This window comes from Acidobacteriota bacterium (genome assembly GCA_030697165.1).
GTDB lineage: Bacteria > Acidobacteriota > Vicinamibacteria > Vicinamibacterales > UBA2999 > 12-FULL-67-14b.
In genome coordinates, this window is the sequence record JAUYQQ010000016.1 from 116951 (window position 1) to 131432 (window position 14482).

Here is a 14482-nt window from a genome sequence, read left to right on the forward strand (position 1 = left end):
CCCCGTCCAGAATCGCAACCCCGTCTGTGTCAGGATCGTGAGATGAAGCGTTTGTGTGTGTTCTGCGGTTCGAGCGCTGGCACGAACCCTGCCTATGCCGAGGCGGCGACGACCATGGGGACGTTGCTCGCCAAGCGAGGAATTGGGCTGGTCTACGGCGGCGGCAATGTCGGCTTGATGGGCGTGATCGCCGATGCGGCGCTCGCGGCCGGCGGGGAGGTAATCGGGGTCATTCCCAGCGCCCTCGCCGAGCGCGAGGTGGCCCACCACGGCGTGACCGAGTTGCGGATTGTCGACTCCATGCACACCCGCAAGGCGATGATGGCCGACCTGTCGGACGCGTTCATGGCCATGCCGGGCGGCGTCGGCACGTTCGAGGAATTCTTCGAAGCCATCACCTGGACGCAGCTTGGTCTGCACCGCAAGGCCTGCGGCCTGCTGAATATCGCGGGCTTCTACACCCCGCTGGCCATCTTCATCGACCAGGCAGTGACCGACGGTTTCATCAAGCCCGTGCACCGGGCCGCTATCGTCGTGGATGACAATCCGGAGCGGTTACTGGATACGCTGTCGACGATCGAGGTCCCGGACGCCCCGAAGTGGATCCGTCGAGACGAAACGTAAAAAGACAAACAGGAGATCAGGAGTTAATGAGTTAATCCTGATCTCTTTCGCCAGAAGGGGCGGCACTTCAGTGCCGCCTCGAGGTTCACCCGGCGAATTTATAACCGAGCCCGTGAACGGTGAGGATGAACTGTGGGACGCGCGGGTTGGTCTCGAGTTTCTGCCGCAGCCACGCCACGTGAACGTCCACTGTGCGCGTGGACGGCATGGCGCTGTAGCCCCACACCTCCTGCAGCAGCTCTTCGCGCGACAGCGTCGCGCCACGGTGCTCGATGAAGTACTTGAGCAACTGGAACTCCTTCGCCGACAGATCCAGCGGCTGCCCTTTGCTCGTGACCTCGGCCTTGCGCACGTCAACCGTGATGTCGCCGAAGCTGTACCGCTCGAGCGACAGCCCGGGCGATCCGCTCGGCGCGCGGCGCAGCAACGCCTCGAGGCGCGCGAGCAGCTCGATGGTCTCGAACGGCTTGGTCAGGTAGTCATCCGCGCCGAGCTTCAGGCCGACGACGCGGTCGACGACCTGGCTGCGGGCGGTGAGCATGAGAATCGGCGTTTGAATGCCCTGCTGGCGAATGGTCTTCGCCACGTCGAAGCCGTCGCGGCCCGGCAGCATCACGTCGAGCACGATGATGTCCCACGGTTCGCCCGTGGCCCGCGTCACGGCGAGGTTGCCGTCGCCGGCCGTCTCCACCGAATAGCCTTCAGCCGACAGCCGATCGCTCAGCGCCAGTTGCAGGCCGGGCTCGTCTTCGACGAGGAGCAGTCGCTTTTCGGACACGGATCAGTACCTGGAAGTTTCGAGGCCCGTCGCAAAGGCCTGCGACTCCGCCGCCCCGCGGTCGGTGACCGCCGGCAACGTGAGCGTGAACACGCTGCCCTTGCCCGGCTCGCTCGTTACGTTCACCTTGCCGCCGTGCGCCTCGGCAATGCGGGCCACCAGGTTGAGGCCCAGACCGCTGCCCTGGATCTGTTTCGACACGGCCTCGCGTCCTCGATAAAACGGCTCGAAGATGTGCTTGCGGTCGTCGGCGTCGATGCCAAGGCCGTGATCTTCGACCGTGAAGACGACGGTCTTGCCCCCGACTCCCGACTCCCGACCTGCCCTGAGCGCAGTCGAAGGGCTCCCGACTCCCGACCGCGATGCGGAGACGCGAACCCAACGGGCGTCTCCCCCGTACTTCACGGCGTTGCTGATCAGGTTCTGCAGCGCCGAGCGCAGGGCCGTGACGTCGCCCATCACGGGCGGCAGGTCGGGCGCCACCGCGATCTCGACCTGGGCGCCGGCGTTCTCGATTTCGTTCCGGCAAGCGCCGATCGAGTCGTGGATCAAGTCCGACGGCGACACCGGCACCGGCGCCGCCGCGGCACGGCCCGCGGCAATGCCGGCCAGCTGCAGGACGCGCTCGACGGTTTCCGCCAGCCGCCGCGCCTCGCCCTGGATGGTCTCGCCGTACTTGCGCACGCGGGCGGGATCGCCGACCACGCCGTCGGCCAGGTTGCCGGCCGCGGCGCCAATCACCGACACCGGCGTGCGCAGCTCGTGCGACACCGCCGCCACAAACTCCATCTGCTGCCGCGCCAGTTCCTGCGCCCGCCGCGCCGACACCACGATCAACCCAATCGCCAGCGTCAACAGCAGCAGCACGCTCGAGCTGACCAGCAAATTGCGCTGGCGAACCGCGGCGACCGCCGCCTCGAGCGAGCCGGCGCGATGCTTCGCCAGGAGCACCCATCGGCCATCAAACGGGTTGAACGCTGAACGGGTGATGACGCGGCCGCCGCCCGCGCCGCGGGTTTCGCGCTCGACCATCGACACCACGACCTTGGCGGCGTCTTGCACGGCCAGCTGCGGTGGCGCCGAGCCGCCCGCCGGCGGCGCCGGCGGCGGGGGTGGCGGCGGCCCAGAGGCCGAACCGCCACGGGCAAAGACGAACATCTGATCCGGCCTTGGCGCCATGAAGTTCTGCGACACGTCGGGCGAGTCGGCGATGCGCTCGGCCACGCCCGGCTCCGACTCCCACACCACGTTGGTCACTTCGTCCCTGTGAACCACGGCGACGCGGTAGTCGACCTCGTCATCGTCACCATGGAAATGGCGGGCGGCGAGCGATGCGAGCAGCGTGTCGCGAACCACCACCGGGTCGAGCCGGACCACGGTGAAGCCGAGAATGGTGATTTTGGGCGGCCCGCGGCGGTTGTCGGGCAGCTCGAACAATGTCACCGGCGACACCAGCGTGTTGTCGTCGCCGAGCGACAGCGAGATGGAGCCCTCGCGACGGTGTTCGCCAGGCGCGCCGCTATTGGGACCGCCAGTGCGAGTGCGCTCGATCTGAAATCCGATGAAGTGCGTGGCGAGCGACGCGCGAATGGTGGCGAGGTCGTCGGTCCACCCGGCGGCATCAAAAACCAGGGTCTGCGCATTCCAGCGCCGCACGCGAAGGCGCTCGATGGGCACGGCCTCCTGCGAACCAATCGCCGGGAGTTCCGTGCCGGGGAGGGTATCCACGAGCAGGACCTCGCGCACGAGGCGCGGTTCCGGGGCGCTGTTGGTCCAGGCGGAATGGCGTTGCGCGTAGCCGGTCCAGTTCTCGTCGCGGATGGTGGCGCCGTCGACCTGCAGGCCGACGAGGGCCCGTGACAGCTCGGTGTCGAACTCGGTGGCAAACTGCGCCGCCGCCGTCCGCAGGGTGCGCTGCATGCGTTCGCGTTCGGCCGTGCTCAGCTGGCCGAGCCACTGGTATTGCATGTAGGCGAGCGCCGGCACCAGCAGCATGACGAGGCCCACGAGCACCGTAACGGCTGAGACGCGGCCCCCCCTCAGGAACATGCCCTTCGGCTGGTTCGTTCCGTACGCCATGGGCGAAGTCTAGCACGCAGAAAATGCCATAAATCCCACGAAATCAAGCATTTAACATCCTTAACAATCCCTTTGCCCAGCCTTAACGTCTTACCGCACGCCTTCCTCGTAATATCAAACGGAAGGCGTTGCCGGGCACTCCTTGACGGGATTGCACCACGGGACGGGATACGGAAATACAGGAGCCAACATGCGAAGCGTGATTGCAACGGTAGCCCTCTTGATGGCTGCCACGTTCGTCCAAGTCGACCGCATTTCGATTCTGCCGCTGACGGCGCAAGACCGCGTGGCCGGCGTGCTGGCCGAGGCGAAGAAGGCGCTGGGTGGAGAAGACAAGGTGGCCGCGCTCAAGGGGCTGACCGCCGAGGGGCCGTTCCGCCGCTCCATGGGCGGCCGCGACATGGAAGGCATGATGGCACTGACCATTGTGCGTCCCGACAAGATGCGCCGGGTTGAAGAGATCTCCATGGGCGGCATGGTGGGCGGCCCGATGATCGAGCGCACCTCGGTGCTGGCTGGCAACGTCGCATGGGATGACATGGCCAACCGTGGCGGCATGGGCGGTGGGATGCAGATCGTCATGCGGGGACCCGGCGACGGCCCCGGCCCCGGCGGTGCCCCGGCCATGACCGAAGAACAAATGAACGAAGCCCGCGTGCGTCGCGCGCGCGTGCAGTTGCATCGCTGGATGGCGGCGCTCGTGGCCGAAGGCCCCGCGGCCTGGACCGACGCCGGTATTGCCGAGTCGCCCGACGGCAAGGCCGACATTCTCGAGACCAAAGAGGAAACGGGTCGCATGCTGCGATTGTTCATCGACCAGCAGACGCATCTGCCGCTGATGGTGCAGTACCAGGATCCCAAGCCCATGGTGATGATCAACGGCGGTCCGGGCGGCCCCGGCCGTGGTGGTCCGGGCCGAGGCCCTGGCGGCCCTGGTGGTCCCCCCCGCAGATGACGCCCGAGGAAATGCAGAAGCGCGTCGAAGAAATGCGCAAGAACCCGCCCGCCCTCGGCACCTACGCCATGCATCTCGGCGACTACAAGAAAGTCGACGGCATCATGCTGCCGCACAAGATCGACATCTCGCTCGACGGCCAGCCGAACGAGGAATGGACGGTCGAGAAATACAAGGTGAATCCGACCATCAAGGCCGACACCTGGGAAAAAAAGTAAGAGTTGCCAGGAGGGCGGCACTTCAGTGTTGCCGAGCAGTAATTGTTATGAATCGAATCATCGGAAGCTTGTCGGTCGCCGCCTCGTTCCTGCTCGCGATCGCGTCGATTGCCGCCGCACAGGTGGTGCAGGGCACCGGCGTCGGTGGCACGCTGCGGGTCACCGTGCTCGATCAGACGGAAGCCGCGCTGATCATCGCCCAGGTCACGGTGACGGATGGGGCCGGCGTCGCGCTCACGGCGGCGGTCGACGAGCGTGGCGTGGCGGTGTTCGAGGGCCTCAACCCCGGCACATACCAGGTCACCGCCGCGGCCGACAGCTTCCGGCCCATCGCCATGCCGGTCAGCGTGCGCCGCGGTGAGAACCGCACGACCCTGCGGCTGGCGGTGGCGGCGATCGAGCAGACCGTGGTGGTGCAGGACCAGAGCGCGGCCGACCGCCGCGACAACGGGTTCACGCAAACGCTGACGCAGGACGAGATTGACTCGCTGCCCGACGATCCGGACGAGATGGCCGACGAACTGGCGCGCATGGCCGGTCCCGGCGCGCAGATTTTCGTCGACGGGTTCCGCGGCGGCCGCATGCCGCCCAAGGACCAGATCCAGCAAATTCGCTTCCACACCAACTCGTTCTCGGCCGAGTACCACGAAGCCGGCATGATTCGGGTGGAAGTGATCACCAAGCCGGGCATGGGCAACTGGCGCGGCAGTTCGAACTTCGGCTTCCGCGACGAATCGCTGAACGCGACCAATGCGTTTGCCGACGAAAAGGGTCCCGAGCAGATGCGCCGCTACATGGTGAACTTCTCAGGACCGATCGCGAAAGGCCGCACCGGCCTGTCGCTGTCGTTCGACGGCAACAGCGCCTACGACTCGCGCACCATCGTCGCGCAGTCGCCGACCGGCGCCGCGCTCAACTCGCTGGCGGTCTCGCCGACCGACGCCATGAATTTCACCGCCCGGGTCGAGCACCTGATCGGCGGCAGCGCACAGCTGCGGGCGGAATACTCACGCCGGCAGAACGAGCGCGGCAACCTCGGCGTCGGCGATTTCGACCTGCCGGAACGTGCCTTTGCCACCGACATGAACACCGACACCTTCCGTCTGCGCTCGACCAGCGTGATCGGCAAGAAGGTGTTCAGCGAGTCTCGCGTCGAGTTCAACAGCTCGACCAACGCGACCCACTCGAACTCGGTCGAGCCGACCGTACGCGTGAACGAGGCGTTCACCGGTGGCGGCGCCGGCCAGTTGGGCGAGCGCAAGGCCAGGGAGCTGGAGATTGCCCAGAACTTCGACTTCACCATTGGCCGCAAGCACTCGTTGCGGGCCGGCATGCAGCTCGAGGCTGGCTGGTGGAACAGCGACCAGCGGTCGAATGCCTTCGGCACCTACACCTTTACCAGTCTCGACGCGTACCGGGCCGGGACGCCGGCCACCTACACCATCCGCACCGGCGACCCGGTGGTGGACTACTCGCAGGTCAAGGCCGGGTGGTTCCTGCAGGACGACTTCCGTCCGTCGCGCACGTTGCAGCTCAGCTTTGGCGTGCGGCAGGAGATCCAGACGCAGGTGGATTCGCGATTCAACCTGGCGCCGCGCGCGGCCTTCACGTGGAACGCCACCAGGAAGACCACGGTGCGCGGCGGTTACGGCATTTTCTACGACTGGTACGAGTCGAACCTGTTGGAGCAGACGATTCGCGTCGATGGCAACCACCAGATCGACGTCGTGATCCAGAACCCGGGCTTCCCGGTGGGCAACGGTGGCGGCACGCGGCTGCCGGCCAGCGTGATTCGCTCGGCCAACCTGGGCCAGCCGATCATCAACCAGGCCTCGGTCGGGTTCGAGCGCCCGCTCACGTCGTGGGCCGACCTGCGCGCCGATTACATGTGGACCCGCGGTTACAACACGCTGCGGTCGATCAACGTGAATGCGCCCGTCAACGGCGTGCGGCCGGACCCCACGGTGGGCAATATCTCGGAAATCCAGTCGACCGGCAGACGCGCGTCCGACCGCGCGACCATGGCGCTGAACATGCGCTATGCGCCGCGCCGCATTCTCGGCATGGTGATGTATCAGTTCGGCAGCCAGCGCAACTACGCCGACAATGCCCTGTCGCTGCCGTCCGACAGCAACAATCCCGATGCGGATTGGGGCCCGGCAGCGCAAGACGTGCGGCACCGCGTCTTCTTTAACTTCAACTCGCCGGTGGGCCGCGGCGTGCGCCTGAGCCTTGGCATGCAGGGGTCGTCGGCGCTGCCCTACACCATCACCACCGGCTTCGACGCCAACGGCGACACGGTGTTCAACGATCGCCCGGAAGGCGTTGCGCGCAACAGCGCCCGCGGCGCGTCGCAGTGGACCGCGAACGTGCGCCTGAACAAGTCGATCGGTCTGGGCGGCGCTCGCGCCGGCGGCGCCGGTTTCCCAGGCGGCATGCCGATGCCCCCGCCCGGCGGCGCCGCCGCCGCGCAGCGCGGCCAGGGCGTGGCCGCGCAGCGTGGTCCCGGCGGCATGGGCGGCCCCGGTGGTGGTGGCGACGGCCCGCAGATCATGGTGATGGAAGGCGGTAACCAGAAGTATCGCCTCGACCTCTTCGTGAACCTGCAGAACGCGTTCAACCGCGTGAACTACAACGCCTTCATCGGCAACCAGCAGTCGTCGTTCTTCGGCACCCCGACCTCGGCGGGCCCGGCGCGGCGCGTCGAGATCGGCGCGTCTTTCGGATTCTGATCCGGGCAGGTCAACAGGAGACCAGGAGGTCAGGAGACAATTTTTCTCCTGATCTCTCGATCTCCTGTTCATGCCTGTCAACAGGCGTTCAGAAGGTCAGGAGATAATATTTTCCTGATCTCTTGATCTCCTGTTCATACTTATCCCCGTGAACTCGCCGTCGGTGATCGTGATCGGCGCCGGCATTGTCGGCTGCACCATCGCCCATCAACTCGCCCGGTCCGGGGCGCACGTCAGGGTGATCGAAACCCGCCAGCCGGGCCAGGGCGCGACGCGCGCATCGGCCGGCATCCTTGCGCCATACATCGAAGGCCACGAGTCCGCGGTATTGCGGGCGCTCGGCCGCCGTAGTCTCGACCAGTTCGATTCGTTCATCACCGGGTTGCGCGCCGGCAGCGGCCACAATGTGGTTTACCAGCGCAACGGCACGTTCGAGCTGGCGTTCGATGATGCGGATGTCGGTCGCCTTACAGCATTGTCGGCAATGCTGTCGAGCGGCGGTATCGACAACAAATGGGTCCCCCCGCAGGCGTTTGGCGACTACGAGCCGCTGGCGTCAGGCGCCGCGCGCGGTGCCTTGTTCATCGCGACGCACGGGTTCGTGGGCGTTACCTCGGTGACCCTCGCCGCGGCCGCGGCGGCCGAGCGGCTGGGTGCGACAATCACCACTGAAACAGGGGCGATCCGGATCCATTCGCTGGCGGCGGGACGCGTTGGCGTCGAGTCGGCTGGTGTCAGCTGGGATGCCGATCGCGTGGTGCTGGCTGCCGGTAGCTGGTCGTCGCAGATCAGCGTGGAGGGCGCCGAGCATGTGCCCGTGAAGCCCATTCGCGGGCAGCTCATCCAGCTCAAGGCCGAGCCGGGTGCCCTGCGACGGGTGATGTGGGGTCCCACCGGCTACCTGGTGCCGTGGCCCGACGGCACCGTGCTCGTGGGCTCCACGGTCGAGGATGTCGGCTTCGATGAACGTCACACGGAAGCGGGCGTTCAAAGCCTGCTGGCGACGGCCGCGGCCCTGGCGCCGAGCCTGGCCGATGCGCCCATGACCGCCGTGCGCACGGGCCTTCGCCCGCGCGGACCCGACGACCTGCCCATTCTCGGCCATTCGGCGGTAGTGCCGGGCTTGATCTACGCCACCGCCCACTACCGAAACGGGGTGATGCTGACGCCCCTTACGGTGCAGCTGGTTGACGACCTGGTCTTCCACCGGGCCGGCGATCCTGCGCTTCGCGACCTGGACCCTGCGCGCCATGGCCGCCTCTGAGTGACATATCATCGGTTCAACATGGCTGTACTGACCCCAACCGATCTCACCGAGCAGCTGAAGGCCCTGGACGGCTGGGGCGTGGCCGGCGACGCCATCCGCAAGGAGTTCACGTTCCAGGATTTTCCTGAGGCCGTGCTGTTCGTGAGCGCGCTCGTGCCCGGCGCCGAAGACGCCGATCATCATCCCGATATCGAGATCCACTACAAGCGGGTCGTCCTGACGTACTCGACGCACTCGGAGGGCGGCGTCACCGCCAAGGACATTGACGGCGCCGCCATGGCCGACGCCGTGGCCGCCAGCCTGCCGCACCTCGAGGAATTCGGCGACGGCTAACTGATCATGGCGGGACGGCACTTCTTGTCGGGACGGCACTTCTTGTCGGGAGGGCTTTTCCCGTCGGGACGGTCTTCTTCGCGGCGAACGTTCCCGACCAGCAACGCCTTCCCGACGGAAGTTGCCCTCCCGACATGGAGCAGGCTCCCGTCATGAAACTCAAGAAGCTGTATTCATCGCGCGAAGTGGCCCAGCTCACCGGGCTCAGCGCGCGACAGCTTCAGTGGTGGGCGCAGCGGAAGATCTTTCTGCCTGCGGTCGCCTCACACAAGACCGAGTCCGGCGGCTTTACCGAACGTCGCTACACCCCGATTGAATTGCTCGAGCTGATGGTGCTGGCGGACCTGCGCCGCAAGGGCTTCACCGTTCAGAAAATTCGCAAGCTGCTGCAGGTGCTGAAGTCGCGATTCAAGACGCGCCTCTACGACGCCATCGAAGGCGGCGGCTCCGTCACGCTGTTCATCGGCCCTTCGGCAGGCTCCGGGCCGCCCCGAGCGAAGTCGAGGGGAGACGGCGAGAACATCTACGCCAGGAACGACGCCGGCGACCTGTTCAACCTGCTGGATGATGCCGCGCAGCCGCTGCTGATGCTGGGCGAGGACATCAAGCTGCGACAGCTGATTGCGCGTGAGCGGCCGGCGCGCAAGCGCGCCAAGGGCAGGGCGGCCACCCCCAGGCCGGCTTGACGCCGCTCGTTCATCAGACCATAGTAGTCACATGAAGCGGACCACCAGCGTCGTCCAGCTCAAGGCGCGATTGTCGGAGTACCTGCGGATCGTCAAGGCGGGTCACGAACTCGTGATCACGGAACGTGGCGTGCCGGTGGCCCGGGTGGTGCCGCTCGATGAGGCGGAGCGCAAATCGACGCGTCGCGCCAGGCTGGCTCGCGCCGGCCTCCTCAAGGCGGGCCGGGGAAAACTGCCCAAGTGGTTCCTGCAGGCACCGGCTGGCGAGCCGTCGGGGGTGCTCGAAGCTTTGCTGGAGGAACGTCGCGAGGCCGGTGACCGCTGATGTTCTGGGACAGTTCGGCGCTGGTCCCGCTGCTCGTGCCCGAGTCGCAGTCAGTCGTGCTGGCCGCCCTGATTGCCGACGACAAGGAAGCGACGATCTGGTGGGCCACTCCCCTCGAATGTCATTCGGCGCTGCACCGCCGCCATCGCGAGCACCCGCTGCCCCAGCCGGCCATGACCAGTGCCATCGAACGCATTCGGACCCTGGTCGAACACACCGACACCGTCTCGCCGTCTGATGAGCTGCGTCGCCGCGCGGCGCGTCTGCTCGCCGTTCATCCACTGAGGGCTGCCGACGCGCTTCAACTCGCGGCAGCGCTCTTGTGGTGCGAGGAGCAGCCGCACGCCGAGGGGTTCGTCTCGCTGGACGTCAGGCTGCGCGAGGCCGCGCTCAAGGAGGGGTTTACGGTGCTGCCGGCGTAGACGTGCGCGCGTCACGCGCCCGCAGGCCGGTGCTGCTCTTCCCAGGCGATCAGCTGTTGCCAACGCGGATGTATCTCCTCGAGCAACGCCCGGAACGGCGGATGGTCGCGGAGAGACGCGAAGTGCCGACTGTGCTCGCTGAGGAACGGATAGTTCACGAAAGCCCGAATCGACAGCCGTTCGCACCCACCGGACGGCCTCGTCATGGTGTCCCATGAGCGCGTAGCCCTCGGCCACGAAGATGGACGCAAACTCGTTCTGCACTGCGTTGCGCAGGAGCGCGCCGTACGCCAACGCCCCTTCGGGCCATGCCCGCCTGGCGAAGGTCGCGGACTAGATCTTCTGCCGGAGCATCGGGAAGATCTTCTCGAGATCTTCCGCCGGGCGTGGAATCACGTGCACGCCGACCAGCTCGCCAACCCGGCGTGCCGCCGCGGCACCCGCGTCGGTCGCAGCCTTCACCGACCCGACGTCACCACGGACGATGGCGGTGACGAGGCCGGCGTCGACTTTCTGCCAGCCGACAAACACCACGTTGGCGGTCTTGACCATGGCGTCGGCCGCCTCGATCATCCCGATCAGGCCGCGGGTTTCCACCATGCCAACTGCTTCGGTGCCGTCAGGTTTGCTCGCCACGAATGCATTCTACGCTAACGGAAGGTGCCTAGGGTGCCTAGGGTGCCTCAGGTGCCTAAGGTGCTGGGGTTAGGTAATGCGCCCGCGGGCGGCGATGGGCAGCGGTTCGACCGTGTCGCCGTCCACCAGCCAGGCCTGGTCGACCAGGTTCGATACGACACACGAGTGATTTGGCACGATCCGGACGAGGTCGCCGGGCTCGAGCGTGGTCGAGCCGGCCGTGGCTTTCACCGTCGCGTGCTCTTCTGACAGCCGCTCGATCAGCAGCGTGGTGTCGGCGACCTGCGGTCCCGACCAGAGCCCTTCTCCCGACGAGTAGTTCCCTCCCGACAAGGCGTGCCCTCCCGACAAGGCGTGCCCTCCCGCCAGCGAGTGAAGCACCGTCCCGTAACCGGGGGCGAGCTGAAATCCGCGAGCCCCGTCATTGGTCAGGGTCTTTGAGCCAGCGTCGAGGATGATCCGGTCCGCGGCCGGCTTGCTCACCACGCGCGCCAGCACCGTGAGGGCGCAGTCGTCGAGCGTTGCGGCGCCGAGCGCTACCTGGGTGCGGTCGAAGTAGACGTAGTTGCCGGGCCGGTACTCGGTGAAGCCGTCCTGTTGCAGCGAGAAGCGCGCCGGCGGCGTGGCGCCAGCGCTCACTTCAGCGATGGCGACTCCCGCCGCGCGGCACCGTGCCACCAGATCGCGCAGCGTCCGTGCCTCGCCCTCGGCCATCTGGCGCAATTCGTCTTCCGAATGCGCGTGATACGCGTGGCCCGCGTGGGCCAGCAATCCGCGCAGCCGCAGACCGGGAAGCGCGGCGACGCCCTTGATCATGTCCACCGCACCCGCGGCTGCCGGGTCGATGCCGCAGCGGTGAAACCCAACATCTACTTTCACGAGCACGTCGACCTGCCGGCCCGCGCGCATCATGGCGTCGGACCACTGCCGCGCTACCACGGGGTGATCGACGATAAACGACAGGTGAGTGCGATCGAGCAGCGCGACTACGCGATCGGCATTGGCCGGATTGAGCGGATAGGGGATCCGGATGTCTGGTTTGGCAGCTTGCCCTGAGCGAAGTCGAGGGGCAAACACTTCAGCCTCGCCGAGCTTCGCGCAACAAATGCCGATGGCGCCGCGCGCGATCTGCCAGCCTGCGACGATGGGACTCTTGTGGGTCTTGGTGTGGGGCCGCAGCCTGACGCCGCGCGCATCCGCCGCGGCCTGCATGCGATCCAGGTTGCGCTCGGCGCGGGCGCGATCGATCAGGACAGCCGGAGTGGCGAGCCCATTAATGTTCATGACTCGTCGCCTGTAGTCGACCAATTACTACCGGGTCGTTCCGTAGGAACGACCCTTTGGGGGTCGCGGAGCCAGGTGGCGATATTACTGATCCAGCTGAGACGCTCCACTAGGCTCCCGCCCCGGCCACCGCGATCACTGCTGCGACTTCTTCTTTGCGGCTTCTCGCTCCTGCGCGCGGGCGCCGCTCATCACGCCTTCGAGGCCGTAGTTGGCCTCGTGGCAGGCGTACTCGTAGACCTGCTCGTCGGGTCGCATTGCGCGGAACTCCAACTCGCCGGTAAACGGCGCCGTGAACGTGGTCGGATCCTCGACGGTAAACCGGTACTTCAGGGTGGTGGCATCCTTGCGCGTGAAGCGTTCGGTGACCTTCAGGTTCTCCCACGAGCCGCGAAAGCCGTGGTCCGGGTGGAAATTGGTGGTCTCGACGACGAGCGTGTCGCCTTCCCAGCGGCCGATCGAGTCGCCGAACCACTGGCGGAAGCTCGCGGGCGGATGCGTGCCGCCCATCCGGACGGTCCGCACGTCGTGCACCATCTCCGTGAGGATCATCACGTGGTCCTTCGTCTGCACGATGGTGTAGCTGTTGTTGTAGAAGTAGTTGGGCAGCATGGGCGGCCCCAGGTTGTTACCAAACGACGTGATGCAGCGCTCGGCGAGCGGCCGCAGTTCGGGATGGTCGAACTCGCCGCCGGCTTTCTTGCGCGCGGCCGCTGCTTCGGCCAGGCGCGCCCGCCCTTCAGCCGTCAGCGCGGGGACGCGGCCGTTCGGCGGATCGATCAGGATCGAGCTGCGCGGCTGGCCATCGACGCGTAGCACGCGATCGCCGGGATCGACCCAGAACGAGTTGTAGCCGCCGACCACGCCGGCGCCGGCCTGCCACACGCGCTCGAGGTAGGTCGGTTCGGCGTTAGGGCTCTTGCGCGTTTCGCCGCCCACCGGCGGGGCGCTGCGATTCGGATCGCTGTCGGCTTCGCGGGCATCGATCGCGTTTTGTGTCTTGCGTTCTTCGTCCGCGGCCGCTTCCTCGGTGAGCACGAGCGGCAGGTTCGCGCCCATGCGTTCGAGCGGCGTGATGGTGGCGTTGGTCCAGTTGCCCTGGAGGCTGGGACGGCCGTCGCTGGTGCGTGGAATGGCGCCCGCCCGAGGCGCCGCGGGTTTCTGGGCGGCGGGCTTTTGGCCGGCCGCGGGTTTGGCCGCGGGCGCTTGCGCGCCGGCCGCGACGAGCCCGAGTATCGCGGCGGTCAAGGTGAGGCCGACGGCTTTCACTTGATCGGCTCCTTTCGCAGGTGGCCGTACATCAACTCGGTGACGAACTCGACGCACTTGAACTGGCCGAGCCGCGCGCCCGGCTCCACGCGGCGGTACAGCGGCATGCTCATCGTCCAGGGCTTCGAGAACGTTCCCGGATCGGTGATGGTGGCCTGGTAGTTGATGTGGTCACGACCGGTCATCGTGTAGCGCTCGGTGACCTTCAGCTGTTCGGTGTGGTGGTTGCCGGCGCGATCGAACCACGACTGATCGTTGAAGCCCGTCACTTCCACCACGAACGTGTCGCCTTCCCAGCGGCCGTACGACTGGCCCATCCAGCTGTCGATCGCGGCCGGTCCGGGATCCTTCATGTAGATGTTGCGCACCGCGCCCGCGTATTCGTAGGCGATGAAGAACGTGCCATCGCCCTGGAAGATCTGGAATGGAAACGGCATGTAGGTGGCGCGCGGCACGCCCGGCAGGTAGCACTTGATCTCCGGGTCGCGCGTCAGCCAGTTGGCCTGGTTTTCTTCCTTCTTCTTGAGCGCTTCAGGCAGGTACGGCAGGTCGTTGCCGTCGACCACGCCCAGCCCGGCCGGCACGGCGCCGACCGCGCCGAAGGCCAGCACTTCCTTGGCCGGCACCGGTACAACCGGTCCGGGGCGCATGGCCAGGGCCGGTTTGGCCGAGTGTGCCTGGATATCCCAGTTGGCGGTGTTGATGGTTTGCCAGAGGCCGTTCATGTCCGGCTTGCCGTTCAAACGCGGTATCCCGGAGGTCCGGGTTTGCCCGGTCACCGACGGCATGGCCGTGATTGTTACCGCTACCGCGACCACACCGGCGACCGCCGCTGCTTTCAAGACCGACACCCAGCGCATAAGCACTCACCCCC

At 66.6% G+C, this 14482-nt stretch carries 15 protein-coding genes; 9 read left to right on the plus strand and 6 right to left on the minus strand.

Going from position 1 to position 14482, the window contains the following annotated elements; translation table 11 throughout:
* The first annotated feature begins 42 nt into the window (after positions 1-42).
* Entirely contained in the window at positions 43-624 is a 582-nt protein-coding gene (locus Q8T13_16635; protein MDP3719390.1) for a TIGR00730 family Rossman fold protein, read from the plus strand.
* Positions 625-709: 85 nt separating this feature from the next.
* On the opposite strand, the gene Q8T13_16640 is transcribed toward Q8T13_16635, so the two are convergent.
* Together Q8T13_16640 and Q8T13_16645 are read right to left on the minus strand one after the other, a co-directional pair.
* Complete coding sequence (locus Q8T13_16640) at positions 710-1402, minus strand: response regulator transcription factor (protein MDP3719391.1); 693 nt, start codon at positions 1400-1402, stop codon at positions 710-712.
* 3 nt (positions 1403-1405) lie between these two features.
* A complete protein-coding gene (locus Q8T13_16645; protein ID MDP3719392.1) occupies positions 1406-3481 on the minus strand; it encodes a HAMP domain-containing sensor histidine kinase in 2076 nt (691 codons plus the stop codon).
* Between the two features lie 190 nt (positions 3482-3671).
* On the opposite strand from Q8T13_16645, the gene Q8T13_16650 reads away from it, so the two are divergent.
* From Q8T13_16650 to Q8T13_16685, 8 genes are all read left to right on the plus strand, one after another.
* The gene (locus Q8T13_16650; protein ID MDP3719393.1) at positions 3672-4436 is read left to right on the plus strand and encodes a hypothetical protein; all 765 of its coding nucleotides are present in this window, start codon (positions 3672-3674) and stop codon (positions 4434-4436) included.
* Positions 4433-4654 (plus strand): hypothetical protein, encoded by a 222-nt coding sequence (locus Q8T13_16655; protein ID MDP3719394.1) that lies wholly within the window; start codon positions 4433-4435, stop codon positions 4652-4654. The genes Q8T13_16650 and Q8T13_16655 overlap by 4 nt, the downstream gene beginning before the upstream one ends.
* Positions 4655-4701: 47 nt before the next feature.
* On the plus strand, positions 4702-7386 hold the full coding sequence (locus Q8T13_16660; protein ID MDP3719395.1) for a carboxypeptidase regulatory-like domain-containing protein: 2685 nt from the start codon (positions 4702-4704) through the stop codon (positions 7384-7386).
* 148 nt (positions 7387-7534) lie between these two features.
* Positions 7535-8650 carry a glycine oxidase ThiO gene (gene thiO / locus Q8T13_16665; GenBank protein MDP3719396.1) on the plus strand — a complete coding sequence of 372 codons (1116 nt, stop codon included), beginning with the start codon at positions 7535-7537 and terminating at the stop codon, positions 8648-8650.
* Between the two features lie 21 nt (positions 8651-8671).
* Entirely contained in the window at positions 8672-8986 is a 315-nt protein-coding gene (locus Q8T13_16670; protein ID MDP3719397.1) for a 4a-hydroxytetrahydrobiopterin dehydratase, read from the plus strand.
* A gap of 152 nt (positions 8987-9138) precedes the next feature.
* A complete protein-coding gene (locus Q8T13_16675; protein MDP3719398.1) occupies positions 9139-9672 on the plus strand; it encodes a MerR family transcriptional regulator in 534 nt (177 codons plus the stop codon).
* A gap of 31 nt (positions 9673-9703) precedes the next feature.
* Entirely contained in the window at positions 9704-9997 is a 294-nt protein-coding gene (locus Q8T13_16680) for a type II toxin-antitoxin system prevent-host-death family antitoxin (protein MDP3719399.1), read from the plus strand.
* The gene (locus Q8T13_16685) at positions 9997-10419 is read left to right on the plus strand and encodes a PIN domain-containing protein (GenBank protein ID MDP3719400.1); all 423 of its coding nucleotides are present in this window, start codon (positions 9997-9999) and stop codon (positions 10417-10419) included. Before Q8T13_16680 ends, Q8T13_16685 begins: the two co-directional genes overlap by 1 nt.
* A 333-nt stretch (positions 10420-10752) precedes the next feature.
* Here Q8T13_16685 and Q8T13_16690 read toward each other — a convergent pair whose 3' ends face one another.
* From Q8T13_16690 to Q8T13_16705, 4 genes are all read right to left on the minus strand, one after another.
* Positions 10753-11019: a BMC domain-containing protein gene (locus Q8T13_16690; GenBank protein ID MDP3719401.1), complete on the minus strand. Its 267-nt coding sequence runs from the start codon at positions 11017-11019 to the stop codon at positions 10753-10755.
* Between the two features lie 105 nt (positions 11020-11124).
* Complete coding sequence (locus Q8T13_16695) at positions 11125-12339, minus strand: alanine racemase (GenBank protein ID MDP3719402.1); 1215 nt, start codon at positions 12337-12339, stop codon at positions 11125-11127.
* Positions 12340-12474: 135 nt separating this feature from the next.
* Entirely contained in the window at positions 12475-13608 is a 1134-nt protein-coding gene (locus tag Q8T13_16700; GenBank protein ID MDP3719403.1) for a hypothetical protein, read from the minus strand.
* A complete protein-coding gene (locus Q8T13_16705; protein MDP3719404.1) occupies positions 13605-14468 on the minus strand; it encodes a hypothetical protein in 864 nt (287 codons plus the stop codon). The genes Q8T13_16700 and Q8T13_16705 overlap by 4 nt, the downstream gene beginning before the upstream one ends.
* Positions 14469-14482: the final 14 nt, after the last annotated feature.